Here is a 23,337-nt window from a genome sequence, read left to right on the forward strand (position 1 = left end):
ACGTGCTCCTTCCGGTTTCAGGCCTCGTCGGCCCAGGTCTGGACGATGACGTCGGAGGCGTGGATGCACAGCACCTTCAGTCGGTCGTCGCCGACGTTCTCGAAGCGGTGCCAGACGCCCGCGGGCACGGTCGCCGTGTCGCCCGTGCGGGCGATGATCCGGCGCTCGCCGAGGGTGAGTTCGGCGGTGCCCTCGATGACGTACCAGGTCTCGGTGTACGGATGCCAGTGCAGCCCGGGGCCCTCGCCGTTGTCGTAGTCGACGAAGAAGTAGGAGATGCCGGCGCCGTGCTCGCGGCCGACGAATCGGCGCGTGCGGCTGGTCCCGAGCAGCAACGAGGCCGGCGGGACGACGACCTCGCCCGCCGGAGCGGTCATGGTCGGTGCGAGGGTGATCTCTGCGGCGTTCATGGGGAAAGGCTCGCGCTGCGGCATCCGCTCCGGGTAGCGTTTCGATCCGGATCGAAACATGCGTCGCGGAGGGGACGGCCATGGAGCCTCGATACGTGGACTTCCGACTCGCGCCGGGTGACGTCTCGGCGATCCGGTTCGGCGTCTCACCCGGTCACGAGCTGTGCCACGCCGTGCGCGTGCTGCAGCGGCCCGCCGACCATCCGCTCCAGTGGGGGTGGCTGCGCGGGGTCCGGGAACGCGTTCCCCGTGAGGCCTTCGCCCTGTTCGCCGTCCTCGTCCGGGAATCGGGGTACTTCCCGGACTTCCTCACGACGACCCCGACCTGGGATCTCGTGCCGGCCGATGAGGCGGCTCGGCTGCGCGAGATCCCCGACGACGGGATGCGCGTCGATCTCGGCAAGGTGGCCGCCCGGTCGACCGGCGCGCGGCGGGAGGCCGTCCTGCACCTGCTCGACGACCTGCCGCGCGCCCGCGCGATGATCGCCGACGCCTGGCTCGAACTCTGGTACGCGCTGGTCGCACCCGTCTGGCCGCAGCTCGAACGCATCCTGCGCGCCGACATCGCGGTTCGCGCCCGTCGCATCACGACCGACGGCATCAGCGTCATGGTCGAGGGCCTGCACCATCGGATCGGCTGGCACGACGGCGCCCTTCGCGTCCGGCTCACCCAGCACTCCGAGGTGCTCGACTGCCGGGGGACCGGCATCGTGCTCGTGCCATCCGTTCTCGGGGGCACCGGGCCCATGGTCCTGACCGAGCCGCCCGCGCAGCCCACCGTGTTCTACCCGGCGCAGGGCGTCACGGAGAACTGGGCGACGGATGCCACGGCGCTCGCCGATGCGCTCGGCGCCCTGCTCGGGTCCGCTCGCGCGGCGATCCTGCTGGGCGCGCACGACGCGCGGACGACCTCGCAGGTCGCCGCCGACGTCGGGCTCGCGATCTCGACCGCGTCGCACCACCTCGGCGTCCTTCGCGACGCCGGGCTCGTCGCGAGTCGCCGCGACGGTGCGCGGGTGCTGCACCTGCGGACGCCGCTCGGCGAGGCGCTGGTCGGCGCCGGGGTGTGACCTCGGCGCCGCCCGCGCCGTTGCGCAGGCGCCGCCCCGCCGGGCCGGGCGGAGCAGGGCCGGGCGCCGGCGGTCAGCCCGCGAGGACCGCTGCGAGGCTCTCGCGCACGATCGCGAGGCCGCGGCGCAGCTCGTCCTCGGTGATCGTGAGGGCGGGCAGGAACTTCAGCACCTCGTCGTGCGCGCCGGAGGTCTCGATGACGAGGCCGCGCTCGAACGCCGCCTTCGACACGCGCCCCGCGAGCGTGCGGTCGGCGTCGCACGCGATGCCCTGGAAGAGTCCGCGGCCGCGGACGACGAAGCCGAGGTCGGCGTGCTCGGCGGCGATCGCCTCGAGCTCGGCCCGCAGCAGTGCGGACTTCGCGGCGACGTCCTCCATGAACGCGGAGTCGGCCCAGTACGTCTCGAGCGCGACGCTCGCCGACACGAACGCGAGGTTGTTGCCCCGGAACGTGCCGGTGTGGGCGCCCGGCTTCCAGACGTCCACCTCGGGGCGGAGCAGTACGAGCGACATCGGCAGGCCCGAGCCCGAGATCGACTTCGACACCGTCACGATGTCGGGCACGATGCCCGACTCCTCGAACGCGAAGAACGCGCCCGTGCGGCCGACGCCGGCCTGGATCTCGTCGAGGATGAGCAGGATGCCGCGTGCCTCGGTGATCGCGCGCAGGCGCCGCAGCCAGCCCGGGCTCGCGACGTTGATGCCGCCCTCGCCCTGGACCGCCTCGACGATGACCGCGGCCGGGAGGTCGAGCCCCGAGCCCGGGTCGTCGAGCATCCGCTCGAAGAGGTCGAGCGTGTCCACGTCCGGGCCGAGGTAGCCGTCGAACGGCAGGCGCGCGACGTCGTCGAGGCCGACGCCCGCCGCTGCGCGGTAGTGGCTGTTGCCCGTCGTGGCGAGGCCGCCGAGGCTCAGGCCGTGGAAGGCGTTCGTGAACGCGACGACGTTCGAGCGGCCGGTCGCCTGGCGGGCGACCTTGAGCGCCGCCTCGACGGCGTTGGCTCCGGTGGGGCCGGTGAACTGGAGCTTGTGGTCGAGTCCGCGCGGCGCGAGCACGAGTCGTTCGAACGCCTCGATGAACGCCTTCTTGGCCGAGGTGGCCATGTCGAGGCCGTGGATGATGCCGCCGTGCTCGAGGTACTCGATGAGCGCAGCCGTGAACGCCGGGTTGTTGTGGCCGTAGTTGAGCACGCCCGCGCCCGCGAAGAAGTCGAGGTACTCGCGACCGTCGGCGTCGACGAGCGTCGAGCCCGCGGCCCGGTCGAACACGGTCGGGAATGCGCGGACGTACCCGCGCACCTCTGATTCGCGACGGTCGAAGACATCCAGGGCGATGGCGCTGCTCATGGCAGGGCGGCTCCTCTCGAGGAAGGGACGGTGAGATGAGACTAGACGCTCCGCCCGGGAGTCCCGTGCACGCGGCATCCGTCGCCGATCAGCGCTCGCCGGCGGCCGGCCACGACCCGCCCGGGCCGAGCAGCACCCGCCACACCCAGTCGGCGGCGACCGCCACCGACGGGCGCGGTTCGCGCGCGAGCCACGCCTCGATCACGCCGAGCGCCGAGCCGGCGATGCCGGCGCTCACGACGTCGAGCGGGAGGCCCTCGAACGCGGGCGTGCCGGACCGGGTGATGCCCTCCTGCACGATCGCCTCGAGGCGGCCGCGCAGGCGTGCCATGACGACCGCGGAGCCGTGCGGGCCGAGCACGCGCCGGTAGACCTCGGCGTTCTCGTCGAGGTGCGAGAGGTAGTCGAACAGCGCCTGCGGCGGGCCGGCGAGCGGCTCGGCCACCTCGGGGAGGTCGGCACCGGCGAGCCCGGCTGCCGCGTCGAGCGCGTCGGCGAGCAGGGTCTCCTTGTCGGAGTAGTGCTGGTAGAAACTGCTGCGGTTCACGCCGGCGCGGGTCACGATCTCGGCGACCGTGACCTCCTCGAGCGGATGCTCGCGCGCGAGCGCGAACAGCGCTTCCTGGAGTGCGCGCCGCGTGCGCTCGACCCTGACGTCCACAGGGGGATTCTGCCAGTCACCGGACATCGTGATCGCCGGTTCGCCGACGCATGTCGGATTTCCGACACTCGTCGGGTATCCTCGATGCGGCTCGATGGTGCGCCGTCCACCTCGTGATCCGAAAGGCAGCTCGGCATGGCAGAACACCTCTACCGGCTCGGCCGGTTCTCCGCGCGGCGCTCGTGGACGGTCGTGGTCGGGTGGATCGTCGCCCTCGCCATGGCCGTCGGCGCCTTCCTCGCGTTCGGCGGCACGCTCACCTCGAGCATGAGCATCCCCGGCACCGAGACCGAGCGCGTGAACGAGCAGCTCACCGACGAGCTCGACGGCCTCGGGGGAGCGACCGGCACGGTCGTGTTCCAGACCGACGACGGCTCGGCGTTCACCGACGCGCAGCAGGCGGCGATCGGCGACCTCCTCGGCGGCATCGCCGAGGTCGACGGCGTCGAAGACGTCATCGACCCGTTCGTCGCGGCATCCGACCGCGCCGACCAGGAGCAGCAGCTCGCCGACGGCGCAGCCCAGCTCGACGACGCCGAGGCGCAGGTCGAGGCGGGCATGGCGCAGCTGGATGCCGCCGAGCAGCAGCTCGATGCCGGACAGGCCCAGCTCGACGCGGCCGTCGCCCAGGCGCAGGCCGACGGCACGTACGCGTTCGCCGAGGAGCAGTTCGCTGCGCAGCAGGCCGAACTCGACGCGAGCCGCGCGCAGCTCGACGCGCAGCGCGCCGAGCTCGACTCGGGCGTCGCCGAGCTGCCCGCGCAGCGCGCGCAGCTCGAAGACGCCCAGCGACTCGTCGACGCGGCATCCGAGATCAGGACCGTGTCGGAGGACGGCAGCGTCGCGACCGGTGCGGTCATGTTCGAGGACGACCTGTTCACGCTCTCCGACGGGCTCAAGGCCGAGGTCGCCGACGAGCTCGACGGCGCCGGCATCGAGGGCGTGCAGGTCGACTACTCGACCGAGATCGCGGCGAGCATCGACGGGCTGATCGGCATCGGCGAGGTCGTCGGCGTCGTGCTCGCCCTCCTCGTGCTCATCATCATGTTCCGCACCCTGCTGCCCGCGGTGCTGCCCATCATCTCGTCGCTCGTGGGCGTCGGCGTCGGCGTCGCCGGGTCGATGGCGCTCTCGGGCGTCGTCGACATGACGTCGGTCACGCCCGTGCTCGGCGTCATGCTCGGGCTCGCGGTCGGCATCGACTACGCGCTGTTCATCATCAACCGCCACCGCAGGCAGGTGTTCGCGGGCATGGAGATCCGCGAGTCCATCGCGCTCGCGAACGGAACCTCGGGCAACGCGGTCGTGTTCGCCGGCTCGACCGTGCTCGTCGCCCTGCTCGCGCTGAACGTGACCGGCATCCCGTTCCTCGGCGTCATGGGCACGGTCGGCGCGGTCTGCGTGCTCATCGCCGTGCTCATCGCGGTCACGCTGACGCCCGCACTGCTCGGGCTCATCGGCATCCGCGTGCTGAACCGCCGCGCTCGCGCGCAGGTCGGCCACGAGGCGCACGCGCGCCCCGAGCTGAAGCCCATGAAGACCGGGCGCGCCCTGCTCCGGGCCGCGCTCGCCATCGTCGCCCTCCTCATCGTCGCGATCCCGGCGCTGTCCATGCGCCTCGGCCTGCCCGACGGCTCGTCGGAGGCCGCGGACTCCACGCAGTACCGGGCGTACACGGCGGTCGCCGACGCGTTCGGCGCGGGCCAGAACGGCCCGCTGCTCGTGACCGTCTCGCTGCCGGAGTCGGTCGACGACGACGCGATCATCGGGATCCAGGCGAGCCTCGCCGAGCGGCTCCTCGTGGAGGACGGCGTGGTCGCGGTCGCCCCGGTCGGGGTCTCCGCCGACGACGACTTCCTCGCGTTCCAGGTCGTCCCCGTCGACGGGCCGTCGAGCGAGTCGACCGAGCAGCTCGTGCACGACCTGCGTGCGCTGTCGCCGCTCGACGCCGCCGACGCGGGTGGCGACGGTGCGGGTGTCGACGGTGCGGGGCTCGAGGGCGACCTCGAGCTCGGCGTCGCGGGCCAGGCGAGCGGCAACATCGACATCTCCGCCAAGCTCGCCGGAGTTCTGCCGGTCTACCTGGCGCTCGTCGTCGGCCTGTCGCTCATCATCCTGGTGCTCGTGTTCCGCTCGATCCTCGTGCCGCTCGTCGCGACCGCGGGCTTCGTGCTGTCGCTGTTCGCCGCGTTCGGCGCGGTCGTCGCGATCTACCAGTGGGGCTGGTTCGGCGACGTGTTCGGCGTGCACGACCCCGGCCCCGTGCTGAACTTCGCGCCGATCATCATCATGGGCGTCCTGTTCGGCCTCGCGATGGACTACCAGCTGTTCCTCGTCTCGGGCATGCGCGAGGCGTGGGTGCACGGCGTGCCCGCGCGCACCGCGGTCGTCGCCGGCATGCGCAACGGGCGAGCGGTCGTCACCGCCGCGGCCATCATCATGGTCTCGGTGTTCGGCGGGTTCGTCTTCTCGCACCTCACGATGGTCCGTCCGCTCGGCTTCGGCCTCGCGATCGGCGTGCTGTTCGACGCCTTCATCGTGCGGATGCTGCTCATCCCCGCGGTCATGCACCTGCTCGGCGAATCCGCGTGGTGGCTGCCGAAGTGGCTCGACCGGATCCTCCCGAACGTGGATGTCGAGGGTTCGGCGCTCGAGCGGACGCATCCGGTGCACGGTGCCGGGCCGGCGGCCGCCGGCGATGCCGGTGGCGCCGCGGCCGATGTCGGCGGCGACACGGCCGCGACCGAGGAGGGCCGGCAGCCGGTCGGGTAGCACGGCCTGGTCGATGTCGACGGATGCCGTGGGCGCGCGCCCGCGGCATCCGACGGTTGCCGTCGGCCTCGGCCATGCGCCCGGAAAGCGCTTCCGGTCGGGGATCGCCGGTCGTTCGGATGTCGGTGGGTACTGCTTGACTCAGCGCATGACGCCGCCCCAGACCACCGAGCTCGAGCGCCTCGCGCCGAGTGGTGCGCCCGGCGTTCCGGCCGATGCGGCGTTCCCCGATGCCGTCGGCGAGGCACTCGCCCTCGGCGAGACGGATGCCCTCGGCGAGGTACTCGCCGACATCGCCGCGACCGAGCGGATGATCCGTTGGGCGCAGGCGCAGCAGGTCGTCCTGATCGAGGCGGCACGGCGGCTCCATGCCGAGCTCGAGGGCGTGAGCGGGTCGAGCGGGGCGGCCGAGCGAGACCTGGCGACGCGATCGTTCGTCGCCGAACTCGCGACCGTGCTCGTCGCGCCCGAGGCGACCGCGGGCCGGCTCGCGGCCGACGCCGGTCGGCTCGTGGGGCCGCGCGCAGACACGCTCGCAGCGCTCGCCGCGGGCGCGGTCGGTGTCGCGCACGTCCGCTCGATGCTCGAACTGACGCGCGACCTCCCGGCCGACGTCGCGGCCGACCTCGAGCAGCGCGCGCTCGCCGACGCCGGGAGCCGCACGAGCATCGCCTTCCGACAGCGGGTCCGGCGTCTCCGCGAACGGCTGCACCCCGAATCACTCGCATCGCGGCGCCGTCGCGCCGCCGACGAGCGTCGCATCCACCTCGATCCGGCGCCCGACGGCATGGCGTGGCTGAGCCGCTTCATCGGGGCCGAACGCGCGGTCGCCATCGTCGATCGCCTCGACTCGCTCGCCGCGGCATCCGCCGATCGCGCGAGGCAGTCGCCGCCCGCAGGGCTGCGCGATGCGCGCACGCACGCGCAGCGGTGCGTCGACCTCGCCGCCGACCTGCTCGTGTCAGGCGTCCTCGATGGGGGCGCCGCGGCCGACACCCGCCGCATCGTGCCGCGCGTGACGGTGACCGTTCCCGTGCTCAGCCTGCTCGGCGCGACGGACGAGCCGGCCGAGCTCGACGGGTACGGCCCGATCGACGCCGAGACCGCGCGCGTCATCGCCGCGCACGCGCCGAGCGTGCGGCGGCTGCTCGTCCACCCCGAGACCGGCGCCGCGCTGTCGTACGGCCGCACCGCCTACCGGGTCGGCGCCGATCTCGCCGGCTACCTGCGGGTGCGCGACGGCCGATGCCGGTTCCCGGGGTGCTCACGGCGAGCTGTCCGCTCCGACCTCGACCACACGACCGCCTGGGTCCACGGGGGCGGCACCGATGCCGGCAACCTCGCCCATCTCTGTCGCAGGCATCATCGACTCAAGCACGAGAGCGGATGGCGCGTGGCCGCCGAGCCGGGCGGCGTGCTGCGCTGGACCTCGCCGGCCGGGCACGTCTTGCGGACCCACCCCGAGGTGCCGTTCGATCCCGTCCCGCCGAGTCCGCGGACGGCGGAATCCTCCGGGTTCGACCGGACGGAGCCTCCGCCACCGGGCGGAGCGCCCTCCGAAGAGGATGAGCCTCCGCCACCGGGTCGTGTCGACGAAGTCGAACCGCCGTGGCTCCATGCCGTCCAGGCGGCGTGACCGCCGCGGGCGGGTGCGTGCCGACGCATTCTCGGGCGCCGCCGCGCGCACGACATCCGCGCACAGCGGATGCCGCGGGGATCCCCCTCCCCGCGGCATCCGCTGCCCGACTGCGCTCGGGGTCAGTTGGCGATCCCGCCGCAGAGCACCGGAACCGTCGCCTCGAGCGGGATGCCCGCGTTCAGCGACGACGGGCGGCTCGAGAACGGGTCGTCCGCGTTGAACGCGTACGCGCCGTTGCCGTCGAAGTCGATGCCGTGCACGACCACCTGCACGGTCCCGGCGTCGGTGTACCCGGGCACGTCGGTGAAGGTGCGCTGGTAGTACAGGTACCCGTCCGCATCCGACATCGCGAAGCGGTCGAGGGCGAGCGCGCTCGCGGGCGAGACATCACCCGTCGAGGTCAGGGAGGTGATGATGCCGCCGTAGAACGGCGCTCCGTCGAGCACGGTCACGACGCCGTCGGCGCCTGCCGCTGCGGGGCCGGGGCAGGCCATGTCGGTCGCCGGTCCGGGCACGCCGTGCAGGTGCATGGCGTGCGGCAGGTTCGGCGAGAGCCCCCACGCCTCGACGGTGACCTGCAGCTTGCCGTTCGGCAGCGCCTTCACCCTCGTGCTGCCTTCGGCCTGCGAGCCGGGTACGTCGGTCGGCTGGATCGCGTCGAGCGAGTACGAATAGCTCGCGACCTTCGCGGACGGGTTGCCGTCGTGGCCCGCGAACGCGGCGCCTGCGCCGCTGAGCGCGAGGGCCGATCCGGCGACCAGGGCCGTGATGATCCGGGTTGTGTTCCTCATGTCGTCCTCCTCGGGACATCGACCGATGGTCGTCGCCCCGAGCGGGCGTCGTCGGCCGTTGCATGGGGATTCGGAGCCGGTGCCGATCCGGATCGGATCTGATTTGATCTGATCTGATTTGATCTGATCTGATCTGATCTGATCTGAGCTTGCCCGTGCCGGTCAGCGCGCCCGCAACTGGATCCAGGCCGCGAGCCGCTGATCGGGCCCTTCCAAGCGGATGCCGTGCACCTCGGCCGCACGACGCAACCGGTGCCGCACGGTGTTCTGGTGCACGCCGAGGCGCTCGGCGGTCTGCGCGACGTTGCCGAACGATTCGAGCCAGACGAGCAGGGTCTCGCCGATGTCGCGAGTCGACTCGCGCTCGAACAGCGCGTCGATCGCCGGGTCCCGGAGCTCGTCGGCGCCCGCGAGCAGTTCGGCGACGCGCGCCACGACGAGTCGGGGGCGGACCGCGTCGACGGTCACGATGCGCGGCGCGCGGCCGAGGTCGCCCGACGCGGCGACCTCGAGCAGCCGGTCGGCGAGATCGCGCGCCCCCGCCACCTCGCCCGAGCGGTGCGACGGCCCAACGACCGCGATCCTGACGCCGTCGCCGACGAGGCGATCCACCAGCGGGAGCATCGGTTCGGCGACCCCGACCGCCTCGTCGACGGTCGCGGCGGCGAACAGCGCGTAGACGCGTGCGCGATGCGCGACCGCGACCGTGTCGGGCCGGTGCAGCACCAGGTGGCGGACCACGGTCGAGCGCAGCTGCGCGATCGCGGTGGGACCGGCGGCGGGCACGTCGAATGCGAGCAGCGCCGCGCCGCGCTCCTCGGGGATGCCGAGCTCGGCGAACTCGGTGCCGGTGAGGTCGATGCCGGTCAGCAGGGTCCGCAGGCGATCCTCGCGCGGACGCTGGTTGGTCGCGTGGGTGCGCAGGTCGTCGAGCAGGTGCGCGCTCGCGAGGGCGCTCGCGCGTCGCATCCGCTCGTCCTGCTCCGCGGTGATCGGCCCGTCGCCCGAGGCGTCGATCGCCCAGATCGTGCCGAGCGGGAGGGCGCCGGCGCGGATCGCGAACGCCACGCGCGGCTCCTCGTCGCCGAGTCGGGGGTACTTGATCGGCAGGTCGGCGCGCAGCACGGTGCGGTACTGGTCGTCGTTGTAGGGCGAGGCCGGCACCTGGCGCGCGAGGATTCCGTGCGTGCGGAGTTCGTCGATGACCTGCCCGGGCACCGACGAGTAGGCGAGGATGTTGCGGCTGAGGTCCTCGATCGCGACCGAGCCGCCGAAGTGCTCCGCGAGTTCGTTGGCGATCGCGAAGAGCGGTTCCGCGCCGCGATCCTGCGGGCCGCCGAAACCCGCGTCGGCCTCGCCGAGCAGGTGCGTGAGCTGCGCGTCCAGGAGGCGCCAGCTGATCCGGTCCGCGACGCGCAGCACCGCGATGCCGCTCGACTCGGCGATGGCCCCGAGCGCCGCGACCCGGTCCGGGCTGCACTTGACGACGAGGCCGACGGCCCCGCGATCGGCGGCGGACGAGGCGAGCGCGGCGATGCGGGCCGTGCTCAGCGAGGCCGTCGACGGTGCGAGCAGCAGGGTGCCCGCGGCATCCGTCACCTCGTCTGCGATGTCGAGGAACTCGGTCCCGGTGACCGCCGCGTGCCCCGGGATCGGGCCGAGCGCGGTCATCGTCGCCGCGCCGAGCTGATCGACGAGTTCGGAGACCGTGACGCGGGGGAGCACCGATACTGGAGTAACTGCTGCATCCATGCCGCAAAGCTATCCGAAATCTCCAACCACAGGGCGTCGGGATCTTCCTAGGCTGGCCACCGCGACGGTGAAGGCGCCGCGCGGAGGAGGAAGTCGATGACCCCGTACCGACCGTCACCCGAGGGCACCCGACTCGGCGAACTCTGGCGGATCCTGCCGGAGGAGGCCGCGGCGAGTGCCGACGGCGTGCTCGAGATCGGCGGCGTCTCGGTCACCGAACTCGCCGAACGGTTCGGCACGCCGCTGCACGTCTACGACGAGGGGGGACTCCGCCGGCAGGCCCGGCGGTTCGTGGACGGGCTGCGCACGCGTTGGCCGAACTCCGAGGTGCTCTTCGCGTCGAAGTCGCTCCCCGCCGTCGGGATGTACCGCCTCGCACAGGATGAGGGGCTGTCGGTGGACATCGCCGGCGGCGGGGAACTCCGGCTCGCGCTCGCCGCAGGCGTCGACCCCGGCCGCATCCACTTCCACGGCAACGCCAAGACCGACGCCGAACTGCGCATGGCGCTCGACGCCGGGATCGACACGATCATCGTCGACAACGACGACGAGATCGACCGGCTCGAACGGCTCCTCGAGCGCCCGCAGAAGCTCCTGCTGCGCGTCATCCCCGGCGTCGACGCGAAGACCCACGCCTCGCAGGCCACCGGCGGCGCGAACTCCAAGTTCGGGCTGCCCATCGACCAGGCCGAGCGCGCGATCGCGCGCATGCGATCGCACCGCCTCATGCGGTTCGACGGCGTCCACCTGCACATCGGATCGCAGATCCTCGGCACCGGGCAGTTCGCCGAAGCCGTCGAGAAGATCTCCGCCGTGGGCACCTTCCCGACCTACGACGTCGGCGGCGGCCTCGGCGTGGCCTACACCTACGACGAGCAGGCGCCCGGGGTCGACGACTACCTCGACGCGATCGTCGACGCGGCGCGCGCCAACCTGCCCGCCGATGCGCGCCTGCTCATCGAACCCGGGCGCTCGATGGTCGCGCGAGCCGGCATCACGCTCTACCGGGCGACCACCGTCAAGCGCACCGGGCGGACCTTCGTCGCCGTCGACGGCGGACTCGCCGACCAGATGGACATCGCCCTCACCCAGCAGCGGTACGAGGCGATCCTCGCCGACCGGCTGCTCGAGCCGTGGACCGAGACCGTGCAGCTCGTCGGTCGCCAGTGCGAGTCCGGCGACCTGCTCGTCGACGGCGCCGCGATGCCGCCGGCCAGGATCGGCGACCTGGTCGCGATGGCCGCCACCGGCGCCTACGCGTACACGATGTCCAACAACTACAACGGCGCGCTCAAGCCCGCCATCGTGTTCGTCGCCGACGGCGAGGCCCGCCTCGTCACGCGCCGCGAGACCTACGACGACCTGCTCGCGACCCACGCGCCCGCCATGGCCGCCGCGCTCGTCTGAGCCCGCCGCCGATCCGCCCGACCGCACGCCCGCACGCCCCCACGACCACTCGACCGCACGATCACTCGACAAGGGAGTCCCACATGATCACCCGTACCACCGCCGCCCTTGCGCCCGCCGCGCTGCTCGCCGTCCTCGCCCTCACCGGCTGCGCGGGCTTCGGCACCGCAGCGGGCGCCGCCGACACCGGGCCCGAGGTCCCCGTCGGCGACGAGGTCTCGACGGAGGTCGACGCCGCACTGGCCGACCTGCTGCCCGCGGAGATCCGCGAGAAGGGACGCCTGGAGGTCGCGCTCGACATCCCGTTCCCGCCGATGGCGATGTACGACGACGCCAACCGCGAGGTCGGCTTCGACCCCGAGCTGGCCCGCCTGATCGGGCAGAAGCTCGGCATCGACGTCGTCCTGAACAAGCAGGCGTTCGACTCCGTGATCCCCTCGCTCCAGGCCGGGAAGAACGACCTGATCATGAGCGGCATGAACGACACCCCCGAGCGACAGGAGACGCTCGACTTCGTCGACTACACGCGCGGCGGGTTCGCGATCCTCGTCGAGGCGGGCAACCCCGAGGGCATCCTGACGCAGGCCGACCTGTGCGGGCGCACCGTGTCGATCCAGAAGGCGACCGTGCAGGGCGAGCTGCTGCGCGCGATGGACTGCGACGGCGAGCCGGTGACCGTCACCGAGCTGCCCTCCGACCTCGACGCGCAGACCGCGCTGCGCGCGGGCAAGTCGGACGCGTACGTCTCGGACGCCGTCGTCGCCGAGTACGTCGCGGCCACCACCGACGACGGCGACACGTTCGACGTCGTGCGCGACCCGGAGAACCCCGCCGGCTTCTCGCCGGTCTACAGCGGTATCGGCATCCTCAAGTCGGACGCCGAGCTCACCGAAGCCATCCGCGCCACGCTGCAGGCGCTCATCGACGAGGGCAGCTACCAGCGGGTGCTCGAGCGCAACAACATCGGCGCCTACGCGGTCGACGCCGCCGAACTGAACCAGGGGGCCGCGCGATGACGGCGCTCGCCACCGCGCCCGCGGCGACCGCGGGTGACGACGACATCGTCGCGATCCCGTTGCGCCGGCCCTGGCGGTGGGTGGGAGCGGTCGCCGTGCTCGCGTTCGCCGCGGCGTTCGCGATGTCGATCCTGACCAACCCGAACCTCGACTTCGCCGCGATCGGCGCGTTCCTGCTCGACCCGAGGATCCTCGAGGGCGTCGGGCTGACGCTGCTCATCACCGCCATCGCGATGGTCGTCTCGACGCTGCTCGCGATCGTGATCGCGGCCATGCGGCTGTCGACGAACCCCGTGCTCTCCTCGGTCGCGTGGGTGTACGTGTGGGCCTTCCGCGGCACCCCGCTGCTCGTCCAGATCGTGCTGTGGGGATACCTCGGTCTGCTGTACGAGCAGATCTCAATCGGCATCCCGTTCACCGGCATCGTGTTCTGGCAGGCCGACACGAACGCGCTCATCAGCGCGTTGACCGCGGGCCTGCTCGCGCTGACGCTGAACCAGGCCGCCTACTCGTCCGAGATCGTCCGGGCCGGCATGCTCTCGGTCGACGAGGGCCAGCGGGAGGCCGCGTACTCGCTCGGGATGTCTCCGCTCTACACCTTCCGGCGGATCCTGCTGCCGCAGGCCATGCGCGTGATCATCCCGCCCATGGGCAACGAGACGATCTCGATGCTGAAGAACACGTCGCTGCTGTCGGTCATCGCGGTGCTCGAGCTCTACACGCAGGCGAGCGTGATCTCGTCGCAGAACCTCAAGCAGGTCGAACTGCTCATCGTCGCGAGCCTGTGGTACCTGCTCATGACGAGCGTGCTGTCGATTCCCCAGTACTACCTCGAGCGACGGTTCGGGCGCGGGTCGAGCCGCAACCTGCCGCCGACCCCCCTCCAGCGGCTCCGCGCCGCATTCGCCGCCCGCAGGCCCGGGCCGGAACCGGCTCCCGTGACCAAGGAGGTCCGAGCACTATGACCATCACCGCACCCGCGACCCGCCCGACCGGCGCCGCCCCGCGACCGCTCGTCGAGATCAGGGGCGTGCGCAAGAGCTTCGGCGCCCACCAGGTGCTCCGCGACATCTCGCTCGAGGTGCCCGAGGGCACCGTGACCGTCCTGCTCGGGCCCTCCGGTTCGGGCAAGTCGACGCTGCTGCGCTGCGTCAACCACCTCGAGACGATCGACGGCGGACGCATCATCGTCGACGGCGACCTCATCGGCTACCGGCAGGCCGGCCGCGCCACCCACGAGATGACGCCCCGCCAGATCGCCCGCCAGCGGCGCGGCATCGGCATGGTCTTCCAGCGGTTCAACCTCTTCCCCCACATGACCGCGCTCGAGAACATCACCGAGGCCCCGATCGGGATCGCCGGGGCGCCGCGCGCGAAGGCGAAGGCCACGGCGCTCGAACTGCTCGATCGCGTCGGCCTCGCCGACTTCGCGGGGCACTACCCGTCCCAGCTGTCGGGGGGCCAGCAGCAGCGCGTCGCGATCGCGCGGGCCCTCGCCATGGGTCCGAAGCTGATGCTGTTCGACGAGCCGACCTCGGCGCTCGACCCCGAGCTCGTGGGCGACGTGCTCGACGTCATGCGCGAGCTCGCCGCCGACGGCATGACGATGATCGTCGTCACCCACGAGATCGGGTTCGCGCGGGGCGTCGCCGACCAGGTTGTGTTCATGGACGGCGGGGTCGTGGTCGAGGCCGGCCCGCCGGAGGAGGTGCTCGACCGGCCGCAGCGGCAGCGGACGCGGAACTTCCTGGAGAGCGTCCGGTAGCGCGGCCGGCCCCTCGATCAGGGCGCGCACGGATGCAGTCGAGGAATCCTCGACGCTACACTCGGGTCGGATCCACCACCGGCGTCCGAGCCCGGCGCCGGCATCTCGTCGACCGCAGGCGGTGGCAGCTGATGACGCACTTCCTCGATGAACTCCCGCTCGACTTCAGCTCGACGGGGATGCAGGACCTCGTGCGCATGCTCGGGGACAACTACCCCACGCCCCGGGCCGCGACCCCGCTGATCAGGCAGGCGGGCATCCCGCTCGCGGCCCTCGACCTCGAGCAGCCCATGGCGTACGCCTGGCCCGAGGTCCTGGCCGAGGCGCGACGGCGCGACCTGCTGCGGGCGCTGCTCGCCGTGATCGCCGGACAGGACGCCGCGGTCGCGACGAGGCTCGACGAACTGCTCGACGAACGGCCCGTGCTTCCGGCGCCGAGCCCGGACGGCGCGGGCGCCCTCGTGCCCGACGCAACGGAGCGCGACCGGCTCGAGCGCCAGGTCGGCGCCGAGCCCACGCTCCTGGACATCTCGTTCCTCGAGCGAGGCCTCGAACTCGCGGCCGCGGTGGCGAGGCTGCTCGTGACGCTGAGCGACGGCGAGTACCACGGCACCGCGTTCCGCATCGGCGAGGACCTGCTCCTGACCAACCACCACGTCCTGTTCGATGACGCCGGACCCGCGACCCGGGTCACCGCGTGGTTCGGGTACGAACGCTCGTTCGCGGGTGCGCAGCGCGAGGTGCAGGTCGTCGACGGTGACCCGGCGAGCATCGTCGGGTCGGCCGATCACGACTGGGCGGTCGTGCGCACCGCGACGCCGATGCCGCAGCGCGCACCCGTCATCCCGCTCGCCGGGGCACCCGTGCCGGCCGAACTCGATCGGGTCTACATCATCCAGCACCCGAACGGGGGCGTGAAGAAGATCGGCATGGTGCACAACCTCGTCGTCGAGGTCACCGACGACGTGCTCAGGTACCGGACCGACACCGAGCAGGGCTCGTCGGGGTCGCCCGTCTTCGACGAGCAGTGGCGGCTCGTCGGCCTGCACAACCGGTGGGATGCGCGCACGGTCGACGGTCGGACCGAGTACTACAACGAGGGGCGCCGCATCGATCGGGTCGCGACCGCCCTGTCAGGAGCGGGGGTGATCTGACGATGGGCGTCCTCGACGACCTGCCGTTCGACGAGACCGACCCGGATGCGCAGGCACTCGTCGAACTCCTCCGCGACCAGGTCGGCAAGGACCAGGCGAAGATGTACGCGGGCGCCAGCGGGGTCCCGCACGACGAGGTCGACTGGGACGGCCCGATGGCGCTCGTCTGGCCCAGGATCATCAGGGTCGCGGTCGCGCACCGACGACTGCGGACGCTCGTCCTGGCCGTGTACCAGGAGGCGCAGGGGCTCGACCTGCTCGCCCGCCTCATCGAGCAGCCCGCGACCGCCGCGCCGGCCGCGCCCGCCGACGACGGGCCCGCCGGCGACGGCTCGGGCGGGCCCGGTTCGGGCGTGCCCGACCCGTGGGACACGCCCCGGCTCTGGCGACGCGAAGCCATGATCGGGCGCGCCCGACTCCGGGACAGGGTCCGCGAGATGATCGCACGCGACGGCGACCGGGCGCTGCTCATCACGGGCGATCACGGCTCGGGGAAGTCGAACTCGCGGCGCTTCATGAGCTGGCTCGCCGAGAGCGAGGTCCTGCCGAAGGTCCACGTCCTCGACAACTCGAGGCGCGCGGGCTCGCCGATGGACGCGCAGGAGCTCGCCGTGTGGGTCGCATCCACGCTCGCCGGCGCCCAGGCCCCGTCGTTCGACCTCGTCGCGCAGCCCGAATCGATCGTGACCCAGTTCCGAGGGTGGCTCTCGAGCGTCACCTCGGAGTTCGACGCCCCCGTCTGGCTCGTGTTCGACGGATTCACGAGCGAGAACACCACGGCGCCCGGACTCCAGCTCATCCACGACCTCGCGGCATCCGTCGCGGACCGCCAGCTCGACCGCCTCCGGGTCGCCGTCTGCGGGTTCGAGGGCGTCGAGCCCGGGTACCCCGGAGCGATGGTCGAGCCGCTGGAGCATCCGACCGATGCCGAGGTGAAGGCGTTCTTCAAGCGGATGTCGGTCCTCCTGGAGCACTCCGCGAGCGATGACGACGCGATCGAGGTGCTCTTCGCCGAGTTCGAGGGTCGTGGCGGCCCCGTCGCGGCCCGCGCGCTCGCCGAACTCGGTCCGAGCGCGCTCGAGTTGGCCAACGAGGTCTACGGGGGAGCGTCGTGAGTCGCCGCGAGGCCGAGCGGGCGAGGATCACGGCCGACCAGATGCGCGCGCGGCTGGCCGCGATCCCCGCGAAGCCCGCGCCGACGGACGCCGATCCCGCGGACGACCCCGCCCGCGAGCGACTGCGGGAACGCGTGGTCCTCCTGGACTACTTCCCGGCCAGGGCCGTCCTCGGCGACGGACGGGCCCCGGACGCAGCGGATGATCGGGTCGCGGAGTTCCTCGGCGAGGACTGCGATGTCGTCCGGACGCGCTCGGGCGGCGGCAGGCGACTGCGGCCGACGGTGCGTCGCGCGACGATCCTCCGCCTCGGTGCGGACGGAACGCGTGCCGCCCTCGTCGCCCGCGACGCCGTCGCGGCCGGCCCGCACGACCTCGCCCACCGGATGGCGCGCCGCCTGCTCGAAGGCGGGCTCGACCTGGAGTCGCTGGCACCGGACGAACTGAGCGGCGTGCTGCGCGCCCGGGAGTGGCTGTCGCCGTTGCGCGGCTCGATCGAGCTTCCGACCGAGGCGGCCGTGCGCCGCGCCCTCGACCTCGCGAACGTGCTCGCGCCGCTGCGCCGCGTCGCCCAGCAGGACTTCGTCGGGCGTCGCGCGGAGCTCGACCTGATCGACGGGTTCGTGCGCAGCCCCGGGACGGCTGCCCGGCCGATGGCGTTCCACGGGCCCGGAGGGGTCGGCAAGTCCGCGTTGGTCGGGAGGTACGTCCTCGAACGCGACCGTCACGGCGACCGCCCCATGCTCGCCTACCTCACCTTCGATCGAGCCGAACTCGACCCGCGCCATCCGCTGACCCTGCTGCGGGAGGCGGTGCGGCAGATCGCCCTGCAGGTTCCGGCCGTCGCCGAGTCCGCGCTCGACCTGTCGCGCCGCTTCACCGACCAGCTGAACGCCGATCTCGCGAATCGCGCCGAAGCAGCGCCGCAGCGGGCGATGCGCGGGTCCGACGCGATGCGGTTCTCCAGCGACCTGTTCCTCTTCATCGACGCCTTCGGCGCGTTCGTCGACGAGGCCTCCGCAGGGTTCGACGCGGACGGCGGGCGGAGGGGGCCGCTGCTGTTCTGGCTGGACACGTTCGAGGTCGCCCAACGCCGACGGCGCTCCAGCCTCGGGGGGCTCGGGGAGGCGTTGCGGGTGCTCGCCCGTGCGGTGCCGACGGTGCGCATCGTCGTGACGGGTCGGGCGGAGGCGCGCGAACTCGATCCCGACCAGCATCCGCTCGGCGGGCTCGAAGGCGACGAGGCACGGACCTTCCTCGAGCGCGCGCTCCAGGGGATGCAGGTCTCGCCGACGCTCGTCGACGAGGTGGCCGGTCGGGTCTCGGGCAACCCGCTGAGCCTCCGGCTGGCCGCGGAGCTCATGCGGCGAGAGGGCGAGGCCGTGCTCGCCAGCCCACGGGGCCGGCGCAGGCTGCTGTTCGGGCTGACCGAGGAGCGGGTCCAGGGGATCCTCTATCGGCGGATCCTCGACCACGTCGACCCGGCGATCCGGCCGCTCGCGAACCCGGGGCTCGTCGTGCGTCGCATCACGCCGGGCGTCATCAGGCAGGTGCTCGCCGGACCCTGCGGGCTGGGCGAGGTCGACGCGGCGCGCGCGTCCGACCTGTTCGCGCGGCTCAGCCGGGAGGTGACGCTCGTCCGGGAGGTCGGCGCCGACGTGATCATCCATCGTGCCGATGTCCGGACGGAGATGCTGCCGCTCCTGGAGGCCGACGCGCCGGAACAGGTCGCCGCGATCCATCGGAGCGCCGTCGAGTACTACGCCGGGCGGGCGGGGCCGGATGACCGGACCGAGCGCCTCTACCACCGACTCATGCTCGGCGATGCGGCGACGAGCGACGACGAGGACTGGGATCCGCTCGCGGCGGCGGCGCTCGAGCCGGCGCTGCCGGAGTTCCCGCCGGCTTCGCGGGTCGAGCTCGCGAGCCGGTTGGACGAGGTCGAGGTGGATCCCGACGACCTCGCAGCGGCCGAGTCGGAGGCGTGGGTCCGCCAGTTCGTCGGGCAGGCCCGCAGCATGCTGGATGCCGGCGACGCGGCGCACGTCGTCGACCTGATCGAGCGGCGACCCGACGGTGTGCGGACGCTCACCGCCGAGGTCGGCCAGCTGCACGTCGAGGCGCTCGCCGCGATGGGCCTGCGGGCGGAGGCCACCGAGGTGGCCCGGGAGGCTATCGCCGCCGCGGATGCCGCAGGCGACCTGCGGGGCTACGTCGAGTTGTCGATCGTGGCAGCTCGGGTCGCCGAGGACGGCGGGGACTTCGTGCAGGCGCTCGACTCGTACCTCGACGCGCGGGAGAGCGCCGTCGACCTGGGCGTGCTCACGGTGGGCCTGACGGCGGGTGCGGGTGCGCTCCGAGTGGTTCGTCGCGGCGGGATGCGACCGGATGCCCGCATCGACGCGCTGCGCACGGCGATGGTGAGCGAGACGGGGCGCCTGACGGAGTCCGACAAGGCGAGGAACCCGTCGCTGCTGCGCGAACTCGCCGCGGACCTGTCCGCGGAGGCCCCGGGCCTGCTCGCGGACGCGGCCGAGTACGCGGGGGTCGAGGCGGACACCGGGCACGGCGAGGCGTTGAGCCCCGAGGCCCGGTCGACGATCCGGCGGGTCTCGGCGCCGCCGCCCGAACCGGACGCGGCGGCGGCGGTGCCCGAGCCGGACGCGGCGGCGCCGGTCGGCCCCGTGACGGCGGTGCCGATGCCGCCGCCGGCGGACCCGATGCCGCCGCCGGCGGACCCGATGCCGCCGCCGGCGGCGGAGCCGATGCCGCCGCCGCCGGTCTCGGCCGCCCCGCGTGGATCCGGGTCTCCGGCGGGGGAGCGCCGGCGTCCGTGGCGGCGCCGACGGTCCTCCGCGGCGAAGGGCAAGGCCGTCTCCGATGCCCTTCGGGAGAGCCCTGAGGACGAGCAACTGCAGGCGCACCTGAGGGAGTACTGGCGGTCCGAGGCCGATCAGGCGTCGTACCCGGCCGCCGAGCCGCCGCCGGGTCGCGGCGGTGGGGCCGACGGCGCGGAGGGCGGGCCTTCGTCGCGCGGGGAGGGAGAGCAGCCGTGAGTGGAACGATCGGGGACGTCGGGGATGTCGGGGATGTCGGGGATGTCGGAGGCGCCGGGGGCGCCCGGGAGGACGGGCGTGCGCGGCGCGGCCGACGCTGGCCCGCCCCGGGCGGAGGGTCGAACGGCGTCCCCTGGTGGGTCCTGTTCATCGCCGCGGCGGTCGTCGTGGGCGGCTTCATCGTGCTCGCGGTCGTGAGCTACCTGCGCGCGGACGACGAGGGGATGACCGACGCGGTCTGGACCCGGATCGTGCTCGTGCTGCAGGGCATCCAGGCGATCGCGTTCACCGCGGTGGGGTGGATGTTCGGACGCGAGGTGCACCGCGGTGAGGCACGACAGGCTGAGGAGCGAGCGCAGACCGCGGAGTCCCGAGCACACGAGGGGCGCCTGGACCTGCGCACCGCGCACTCGGAGTCCGCGGCGGCGCGAGACCTCGAGCGAGCCGCGTTGGAGCGGGCGACCCGCGCGGAGACGAACGGATGGCGCTTGGCCGAGGCCGTGCGTGCGCAGTCGGTCGCGACCGACGCCTCCACCGCCGGCGGGTTCGAGCGGTCGCGGTCGCGGGCAGCGGCCGATGCGGGCGGAGCGTCGGGCGGAGCGCCGGGCGGAGCGGCCGGCGGCGCGGCGCGGCTGCGGGAGCTCGCGGATGCGCTGTTCCCCGAAGCTCGCTAGATCTGCAACCAATGGGTTGCGCTATTCCCTCTTGTGTGCAACTCTGGGGTTGCAAGTGTTACGGCATCGAGCAACGCACCATCCGCCGAAAGGACCGATGATCATGACCATGACCGACAACCCCGCCTCCGTCGTCGACGAGGTCACCTACACCGTCCGTCGCACCATCCGGATCCACGCGCCGGTCGAGAAGGTGTGGCGCGCCGTGACCGAGCCCGAGCACCTCTCGCGCTGGTTCGGAGCGACCGTGCTCGACGGCTCCGGCGTCGGCGCCGAGGGCACGATGACGTTCGAGACGTACGGCGCCGTGCCGATCCGCGTCGAGGCGATGGATCCGCCCAAGTCCGTGAGCTACCGCTGGAGCAACGACGACGCGCTCGGTGCACTGCCCGACCGGGTCGAGGACGCGACCTCGACCGTGTTCACCTTCACGCTCGAGGCGATGGCCGACGGTACCGAGCTCACGGTCGTCGAGACCGGGTTCGAGCGCACCTCCGACCCCGCGACGAACCTGGCCGAGCACGCCAAGGGCTGGGTGGAGGAACTCGACAAGCTCGTCGCCCTGCTCGAGGGCGCCGCGTGACCACGGGAACGCTGGTCCCGGTGTTCGCCGCACTCGGAGACGAGACCCGGTGGAGCATCCTGGCCGCACTCGGCGAGGGCGACGCGTCCGCGTCCGCCCTCGCCGGGCGGCTCCCGGTCACCCGGCAGGCCATCGCCAAGCACCTCGTCGTCCTGCAGGAGGTCGGGCTCGTCGAGCCGGTCCGCGTCGGGCGCGAGGTCCGCTTCCGCGTGATCGGTGCGCAGGTGTCCGAGACGGCGCGCCGGCTGGACGCGATCGGCACGGCGTGGGAGCGCCGTCTGGCCGCCATCAGGGAGATCGCCGAAGGGCTGTGAGGCGGGCTGGGCCGACTCGCGCCCGCAACTCGGTCCCGCGCGGTCACTCCGGGGCGATCACTCCGGGGCGATCAGTCCTCGGGCATCGACCTGCGATCGCCCACCGTGCCGCGTGCTCCGGGGAAGGCGAGCGAACCCGCCGCGACCCACCATTCCATGACGTCGAACGCCAGCCGGCCGGCGATGACCGACGGGTCGCCCGCCGAGAGCCGAGCCGCCTCGGCGGGGCCGCACGCGAAGACCGACATGCCGCGGTACGCGGGGTCGCTCTGCTCCCCGAACGGGCCGTTGGCGACGAGTACCCCGTCGCGGCGGAGCTCGGCCCGGTACGCGAGGTGGCGCGCCTGCAGCGCGTCGAGCTCGTCCTCCGGCAGGTCGGGCGCGCCGTCGGGGCGCCGTAGCATCACCAGCGTGTAGACGTCGAACGCGTCCGGGACATCGGGGCTTCGAGGCATCCGTCAGACCTCCCGGGCCGCGCGAGGCGCACGTCCCGGCCTCAGGCTACGCCTGCGAGCCGACGTCGGCGAGAATAGAGGTCGACGCGAGCGGGACCGAGGATGAGCGAGATGCACGACAAGCAGACCGAGACGACGACGGATGCCGCGGGCGGCCCGCACACGCCCGGCCATCAGGCGATCGGCTGCCCCGAGTGCTTCGAGGAGCTCCAGCGGAACCGCGACTGGTGGAAGGCCCGGCCCGAGGGCTCGCGGCTCGTCGGTCTCGTCGTCGCGCGCGAGGACATGCCGTCGGTGGTGGATCAGCGCTCCGACCTCGCGCGCTTTGGCGTCGACATCCTCGACTTCAAGCACCCGATGCCTGACATGCCGGAGTCCTGGGAGCAGCGGCTCGGGCGACTGTTCGAGACCCTGAGGTCGGGCGACGTCCTCGTCGTGGCCAACGAGCGGGCGCTCGGACGGACGCCCGATGAGATCGCCCGCACCATCCGAGCGCTGCGCAGGCACGATCTGGTGGTGAAGGTCCTCACCCGCGGCGCGCCGCACCTGGAGAGCGCGCGCGGGTAGGCCCGGTCAGCGCTTCGGGCTCGGTGGGCGGCGTCGCTCCCAGGCGTCGGCGATGTGCGAGCGCATCGCGGCTTCCGCCTCGTCGGGGTCGCCGGTCTCGATGGCCGCGAAGACGCGCTCGTGCTCCTCGAGCGTCGTCTCGAGGCGGCTGTGCAAATGGAAGCGGTCGCTTTCGCGTGCCTGGTCGAAGAGGATCCCGACGATGTTGACCGCGAGGCGATTCGCACTCATCTCGCCGACGGCCTGGTGGAACACGACGTCGGCAGCGTTGAACGCCGGCTCGTCTTCGATGGTGTCGCGCATGAGCTGCATTGCGGTACGGAGGCGCTCGAGGTCCGCCTCGGAACGGTGCGCCGCGGCATCACGAGCGATCACGCCCTCGAGCGACGCGCGGACCGTGCTCAGGTCGTCGAGAATCCCGAGCGTCGCGTCGTTCGCGACGAGCGCCGACAGCACGGTCGCGTCGACCAGGTTCCAGGATGCCGCGGGCAGCACCTGCGTCCCGCGTCCCTGGGCGACCGTGACGAGGCCCTTCTCCTCGAGGCGCTTGACCGACTCGCGGATCACGGTGCGGCTGACGCCGAACTGCTCGCACAGCACGGCCTCGGGCGGAAGCGAGCTTCCGGGTGCGAGGTCGCCGCGCACGATCGCACTCACGAGATCGGTCACGACCGTCACCCCGAGTCGGGGCGTCCGGGCGCGCGCGGCGATCGTGGGATACGGGGCGGCGGCATCGGTCGGCATGTGCCACAGCATAGCCTCCGGCGGTAATCACACCTATGATCTTT

The 23,337-nt window shown here is 72.6% G+C and carries 21 protein-coding genes; 14 read left to right on the forward strand and 7 right to left on the reverse strand.

All coding sequences use genetic code 11. The features are described from left to right. Positions 1–17: 17 nt before the first annotated feature. The gene (locus DSM26151_RS02905) at positions 18–410 is read right to left on the reverse strand and encodes a cupin domain-containing protein (RefSeq protein ID WP_234660928.1); all 393 of its coding nucleotides are present in this window, start codon (positions 408–410) and stop codon (positions 18–20) included. A gap of 95 nt (positions 411–505) precedes the next feature. Here DSM26151_RS02905 and DSM26151_RS15150 point away from each other — a divergent pair, with 95 nt between their 5' ends. Further along, positions 506–1,480, forward strand: coding sequence for an ArsR/SmtB family transcription factor (locus DSM26151_RS15150; protein ID WP_234660929.1), 975 nt, complete (start codon positions 506–508; stop codon positions 1,478–1,480). 73 nt (positions 1,481–1,553) lie between these two features. Here the strand turns inward: DSM26151_RS15150 and ectB are convergent, their stop codons facing one another. Further along, positions 1,554–2,828, reverse strand: coding sequence for a diaminobutyrate--2-oxoglutarate transaminase (ectB, locus tag DSM26151_RS02915; RefSeq protein WP_234660930.1), 1,275 nt, complete (start codon positions 2,826–2,828; stop codon positions 1,554–1,556). Positions 2,829–2,916: 88 nt separating this feature from the next. Continuing rightward, a complete protein-coding gene (locus DSM26151_RS02920) occupies positions 2,917–3,489 on the reverse strand; it encodes a TetR/AcrR family transcriptional regulator (protein WP_234660931.1) in 573 nt (190 codons plus the stop codon). A gap of 135 nt (positions 3,490–3,624) precedes the next feature. Here DSM26151_RS02920 and DSM26151_RS02925 point away from each other — a divergent pair, with 135 nt between their 5' ends. Further along, a complete protein-coding gene (locus DSM26151_RS02925; protein WP_234660932.1) occupies positions 3,625–6,261 on the forward strand; it encodes an MMPL family transporter in 2,637 nt (878 codons plus the stop codon). A 148-nt stretch (positions 6,262–6,409) separates the two neighbouring features. Next, positions 6,410–7,897, forward strand: coding sequence for an HNH endonuclease signature motif containing protein (locus DSM26151_RS02930; protein ID WP_234660933.1), 1,488 nt, complete (start codon positions 6,410–6,412; stop codon positions 7,895–7,897). A gap of 122 nt (positions 7,898–8,019) precedes the next feature. Here DSM26151_RS02930 and DSM26151_RS02935 read toward each other — a convergent pair whose 3' ends face one another. Together DSM26151_RS02935 and DSM26151_RS02940 are read right to left on the reverse strand one after the other, a co-directional pair. Beyond that, the gene (locus DSM26151_RS02935) at positions 8,020–8,691 is read right to left on the reverse strand and encodes a superoxide dismutase family protein (RefSeq protein WP_234660934.1); all 672 of its coding nucleotides are present in this window, start codon (positions 8,689–8,691) and stop codon (positions 8,020–8,022) included. Positions 8,692–8,853: 162 nt separating this feature from the next. Then, on the reverse strand, positions 8,854–10,443 hold the full coding sequence (locus tag DSM26151_RS02940) for a PucR family transcriptional regulator (protein WP_234660935.1): 1,590 nt from the start codon (positions 10,441–10,443) through the stop codon (positions 8,854–8,856). Between the two features lie 96 nt (positions 10,444–10,539). On the opposite strand from DSM26151_RS02940, the gene lysA reads away from it, so the two are divergent. From lysA to DSM26151_RS02990, 10 genes are all read left to right on the forward strand, one after another. Continuing rightward, positions 10,540–11,850: a diaminopimelate decarboxylase gene (gene lysA / locus DSM26151_RS02945; RefSeq protein WP_234660936.1), complete on the forward strand. Its 1,311-nt coding sequence runs from the start codon at positions 10,540–10,542 to the stop codon at positions 11,848–11,850. A gap of 83 nt (positions 11,851–11,933) precedes the next feature. Next, entirely contained in the window at positions 11,934–12,866 is a 933-nt protein-coding gene (locus DSM26151_RS02950; RefSeq protein WP_234660937.1) for a transporter substrate-binding domain-containing protein, read from the forward strand. Further along, a complete protein-coding gene (locus DSM26151_RS02955) occupies positions 12,863–13,831 on the forward strand; it encodes an amino acid ABC transporter permease (RefSeq protein WP_234660938.1) in 969 nt (322 codons plus the stop codon). The genes DSM26151_RS02950 and DSM26151_RS02955 overlap by 4 nt, the downstream gene beginning before the upstream one ends. Next, positions 13,828–14,631 (forward strand): amino acid ABC transporter ATP-binding protein, encoded by an 804-nt coding sequence (locus DSM26151_RS02960; RefSeq protein WP_234660939.1) that lies wholly within the window; start codon positions 13,828–13,830, stop codon positions 14,629–14,631. Before DSM26151_RS02955 ends, DSM26151_RS02960 begins: the two co-directional genes overlap by 4 nt. Before the next feature lie 131 nt (positions 14,632–14,762). Next, positions 14,763–15,785: a trypsin-like serine peptidase gene (locus DSM26151_RS02965; RefSeq protein ID WP_234660940.1), complete on the forward strand. Its 1,023-nt coding sequence runs from the start codon at positions 14,763–14,765 to the stop codon at positions 15,783–15,785. Between the two features lie 2 nt (positions 15,786–15,787). Then, a complete protein-coding gene (locus DSM26151_RS02970; RefSeq protein ID WP_234660941.1) occupies positions 15,788–16,900 on the forward strand; it encodes a hypothetical protein in 1,113 nt (370 codons plus the stop codon). Continuing rightward, complete coding sequence (locus DSM26151_RS02975) at positions 16,897–19,956, forward strand: P-loop domain-containing protein (RefSeq protein WP_234660942.1); 3,060 nt, start codon at positions 16,897–16,899, stop codon at positions 19,954–19,956. The genes DSM26151_RS02970 and DSM26151_RS02975 overlap by 4 nt, the downstream gene beginning before the upstream one ends. Beyond that, positions 19,953–20,630 (forward strand): hypothetical protein, encoded by a 678-nt coding sequence (locus DSM26151_RS02980; RefSeq protein ID WP_234660943.1) that lies wholly within the window; start codon positions 19,953–19,955, stop codon positions 20,628–20,630. The genes DSM26151_RS02975 and DSM26151_RS02980 overlap by 4 nt, the downstream gene beginning before the upstream one ends. Positions 20,631–20,733: 103 nt before the next feature. After that, positions 20,734–21,213, forward strand: coding sequence for an SRPBCC domain-containing protein (locus DSM26151_RS02985; protein WP_234660944.1), 480 nt, complete (start codon positions 20,734–20,736; stop codon positions 21,211–21,213). After that, a complete protein-coding gene (locus DSM26151_RS02990) occupies positions 21,210–21,527 on the forward strand; it encodes an ArsR/SmtB family transcription factor (RefSeq protein ID WP_234660945.1) in 318 nt (105 codons plus the stop codon). Before DSM26151_RS02985 ends, DSM26151_RS02990 begins: the two co-directional genes overlap by 4 nt. 71 nt (positions 21,528–21,598) lie before the next feature. Here DSM26151_RS02990 and DSM26151_RS02995 read toward each other — a convergent pair whose 3' ends face one another. Next, positions 21,599–21,982, reverse strand: a complete 384-nt coding sequence (locus DSM26151_RS02995; protein WP_234660946.1) for a YciI family protein — start codon at positions 21,980–21,982, stop codon at positions 21,599–21,601. A gap of 111 nt (positions 21,983–22,093) precedes the next feature. On the opposite strand from DSM26151_RS02995, the gene DSM26151_RS03000 reads away from it, so the two are divergent. Continuing rightward, positions 22,094–22,549, forward strand: coding sequence for a recombinase family protein (locus DSM26151_RS03000; RefSeq protein WP_234660947.1), 456 nt, complete (start codon positions 22,094–22,096; stop codon positions 22,547–22,549). 6 nt (positions 22,550–22,555) lie between these two features. Here DSM26151_RS03000 and DSM26151_RS03005 read toward each other — a convergent pair whose 3' ends face one another. Then, a complete protein-coding gene (locus tag DSM26151_RS03005) occupies positions 22,556–23,293 on the reverse strand; it encodes a FadR/GntR family transcriptional regulator (RefSeq protein ID WP_234660948.1) in 738 nt (245 codons plus the stop codon). Between the last annotated feature and the right edge of the window lie 44 nt (positions 23,294–23,337).

The sequence above is a fragment of the Agromyces marinus genome, assembly GCF_021442325.1.
Taxonomy (GTDB): Bacteria; Actinomycetota; Actinomycetes; order Actinomycetales; family Microbacteriaceae; genus Agromyces; species Agromyces marinus.

Coding starts and splice junctions, on each gene's coding strand:
- DSM26151_RS03000 (WP_234660947.1), top strand. CDS start 22,094: ATGCACGACAAGCAGACCGAGACGACGACGGATGCCGCGGGCGGCCCG.
- DSM26151_RS02960 (WP_234660939.1), top strand. CDS start 13,828: ATGACCATCACCGCACCCGCGACCCGCCCGACCGGCGCCGCCCCGCGA.
- DSM26151_RS02925 (WP_234660932.1), top strand. CDS start 3,625: ATGGCAGAACACCTCTACCGGCTCGGCCGGTTCTCCGCGCGGCGCTCG.
- DSM26151_RS03005 (WP_234660948.1), bottom strand. CDS start 23,293: ATGCCGACCGATGCCGCCGCCCCGTATCCCACGATCGCCGCGCGCGCC.
- ectB (WP_234660930.1), bottom strand. CDS start 2,828: ATGAGCAGCGCCATCGCCCTGGATGTCTTCGACCGTCGCGAATCAGAG.
- DSM26151_RS02995 (WP_234660946.1), bottom strand. CDS start 21,982: ATGCCTCGAAGCCCCGATGTCCCGGACGCGTTCGACGTCTACACGCTG.
- DSM26151_RS02950 (WP_234660937.1), top strand. CDS start 11,934: ATGATCACCCGTACCACCGCCGCCCTTGCGCCCGCCGCGCTGCTCGCC.
- DSM26151_RS02985 (WP_234660944.1), top strand. CDS start 20,734: ATGACCATGACCGACAACCCCGCCTCCGTCGTCGACGAGGTCACCTAC.
- DSM26151_RS02930 (WP_234660933.1), top strand. CDS start 6,410: ATGACGCCGCCCCAGACCACCGAGCTCGAGCGCCTCGCGCCGAGTGGT.
- lysA (WP_234660936.1), top strand. CDS start 10,540: ATGACCCCGTACCGACCGTCACCCGAGGGCACCCGACTCGGCGAACTC.
- DSM26151_RS02965 (WP_234660940.1), top strand. CDS start 14,763: ATGACGCACTTCCTCGATGAACTCCCGCTCGACTTCAGCTCGACGGGG.
- DSM26151_RS02955 (WP_234660938.1), top strand. CDS start 12,863: ATGACGGCGCTCGCCACCGCGCCCGCGGCGACCGCGGGTGACGACGAC.
- DSM26151_RS02905 (WP_234660928.1), bottom strand. CDS start 410: ATGAACGCCGCAGAGATCACCCTCGCACCGACCATGACCGCTCCGGCG.
- DSM26151_RS02970 (WP_234660941.1), top strand. CDS start 15,788: ATGGGCGTCCTCGACGACCTGCCGTTCGACGAGACCGACCCGGATGCG.
- DSM26151_RS02940 (WP_234660935.1), bottom strand. CDS start 10,443: ATGGATGCAGCAGTTACTCCAGTATCGGTGCTCCCCCGCGTCACGGTC.
- DSM26151_RS02935 (WP_234660934.1), bottom strand. CDS start 8,691: ATGAGGAACACAACCCGGATCATCACGGCCCTGGTCGCCGGATCGGCC.